Genomic DNA, 2,374 nt, shown 5'->3' with positions numbered 1-2,374 from the left:
CGCCCGACCATGACTGTTCTCCTATGCAGCTATTGCATAGACAAATTTAGCAGAAATGACTTTTCGTACAAAACCTAATAGCGCCAAGGACGATCCGGCCGGGCAGGCGATCGCCAATCGAATGGGTTCGCAAATCCGCGGCATGCATCAGGCTATCCGCAATACCAACGACGGGATTTCGCTGGTACAAACGGCTGAAGGCTCGCTTAATCAGATCAACGACAATCTGCAGCGGATTCGTGAGCTAAGTGTTCAGGCGGGCAACGGTACCTATACGCCTGACGACCTGTCCTCAATTCAGGATGAAATCGACCAGCGGATGGAGGAAATCGACCGCATCGCAGAGCAGAGCAACTTCAACGGTATTAACCTGATCGGGGAGGCGCGCAGCCTTAATATTCAGGTGGGGGCCAATGCAGGCAATACCATCAGCGTGCGTATGGCGGCCATGAGCCTTGATGCATTAGGCCTTAATGGCTTCAGCGTGCTTAAAGACAATGCCACTGAAAACCCCATGGACAAGCTTGATGAGGCCATTAAGCAACTGGATCGTCAGCGCAGCTATTTTGGCGCGGTACAAAACCGTTTTGAAAGCGTGATCGATGGGCTTAATAACAACATCGTCAACCTTTCGGCGGCCCAGTCGCGCATTCAGGATACCGATTATGCCAAAGAAGTATCGAACCTGATCCGTGCGCAAATTCTCCAGCAGGCGGGCATGTCGATACTCGCTCAGGCCAACCAGCAGCCGCAGATGATCCTGCGTTTGTTGGAAGGCCTATAAGCTCCAGGCAGTAAAATATACATTCCTTTTTCGCCGATCAGTAACGTCACTGCCTGATCATTAAGCGCTTGGTGATTCATCCATTCCAATATGGCATGCATTAGGCGTTTTTTTTCGTTTGTGATCTCGCCTGATAATTTGCTTTGATAGCGTCATTCACCCTGAATGGCAGAAAAGCAATGGCAATGGATCTTCCTCATGTAAGTGCTGCGTTAGGCGTTTTACACCCTATTTGTATAGCCCGCGGGCGTAATGCGGAGGTTTGGGATGAATCAGGCCAGCGCTATATCGATTTTATCGGCGGCATCGGCGTGCTTAACCTTGGTCATAGCCATCCGGCAGTAGTGGAAGCCGTTCAAAGCCAGGTAGAAACGTTAATGCATTCTGCATTTAATGCAGTGCCACATCGGGGTTATCTATCGGTAGTAGACGCATTAAACCAGTTTGTACCGGTCTCCTATCCGCTCTCCTGCATGCTCACCAATAGCGGTGCAGAAGCAACCGAAAACGCTCTCAAAGTTGCTCGAGGTGTCACCGGTCGACAAGCAGTTATTGCCTTCGACGATGCTTTTCATGGCCGAACGCTGGCCGCCTTGAACTTGAATGGCAAGGTTAAACCGTACAAGTCAGGCCTTGGCGCCTTACCGGGGCCTGTCTATCACCTACCTTTCCCGAGCCGTGATAGCGGTGTGACCGATGAGCAGGCGCTTGCCGCGCTGGAGCGGCTATTTGAAGTTGAAATACCCGCCGATGAAGTGGCTTGCATGATCGTTGAGCCCATCCAGGGAGAAGGTGGTTTTCGCCTATTGTGCCCTCAGTTCGCCACGGCAATGCGTGAAATCTGTAATCAACACAACATCATACTGATATTTGACGAAATTCAATCAGGATTCGGGCGCAGTGGTAAGCGTTTCGGCTTTTCACACTTGGGCGTTGAGCCAGATCTTCTGTTGATGGGCAAAAGCATCGCCTCTGGGTTGCCGCTAGCGGCGTTAGCGGGGCGGGCAGAGCTAATGGATGCGTTACCCAAAGGTGCGCTGGGTGGCACATACTCAGGCAATGCAGTGGCATGCGCAGCCGCACTGGCCGTCATGGACATCATGCAGGAAGAGGCGCTTGCCTGCTGGGGAGAGCAGCAGGAAGCACTGATAGTTGAAGCTTACCAGGCGTGGCAGTCAAGCGGCCGCTTTCCTATGCTGGGAGCCATGACGGGCGTTGGTTCGATGCGGGGTATTGTTTTTAACGATACTCAAAATGCCACAGGCGCTGAGCATCTGACGGCGCTATTGACCGCCGGACGTAACGCTGGCGTTCTGCTGATGCCCAGCGGACGCAAACGCAATATTCTACGTTTATTGCCGCCGCTCACCACTGAGCCAGAAATATTAAAAGAAGGTCTAAGCCTTATTGAACAGGCGCTGGAGACGCTAAGCGCATGATCGCAATGCAAGCCGGTGAAAGTGTTAGCGCGGTATACAAGCGCTTTCTGGAAGCCCTAAAGACCCGCGGCTTCGACGGCGAGATTGCCCCTGATTACGCCCAGCGCACGGTACTGGCAACGGATAATTCGATTTACCAGCGCTTGCCCCA

2 protein-coding genes are annotated in these 2,374 nt (G+C 52.6%); both read left to right on the top strand.

The annotated features are described in order from the left end of the window. Nucleotides 1-55 precede the first annotated feature (55 nt). Nucleotides 56-784 (top strand): flagellin N-terminal helical domain-containing protein, encoded by a 729-nt coding sequence (locus tag INT33_RS20845; RefSeq protein ID WP_226940295.1) that lies wholly within the window; start codon nt 56-58, stop codon nt 782-784. 185 nt (nt 785-969) lie between these two features. Then, entirely contained in the window at nt 970-2,223 is a 1,254-nt protein-coding gene (locus INT33_RS20840) for a 2-aminoadipate transaminase (protein WP_192539680.1), read from the top strand. Nucleotides 2,224-2,374 lie beyond the last annotated feature (151 nt).

It is taken from the genome of Halomonas colorata (assembly GCF_014897985.1).
Classification (GTDB): Bacteria; Pseudomonadota; Gammaproteobacteria; order Pseudomonadales; family Halomonadaceae; genus Vreelandella; species Vreelandella colorata.
Note: the sequence above shows the minus strand (reverse complement) of the source record. Positions and strands in the feature narration are given on the sequence as shown.

Bases quoted from the DNA above. Each gene is read 5' to 3' on its own strand.
- INT33_RS20845 (WP_226940295.1), top strand. From the start codon at position 56: ATGACTTTTCGTACAAAACCTAATAGCGCCAAGGACGATCCGGCCGGG.
- INT33_RS20840 (WP_192539680.1), top strand. From the start codon at position 970: ATGGATCTTCCTCATGTAAGTGCTGCGTTAGGCGTTTTACACCCTATT.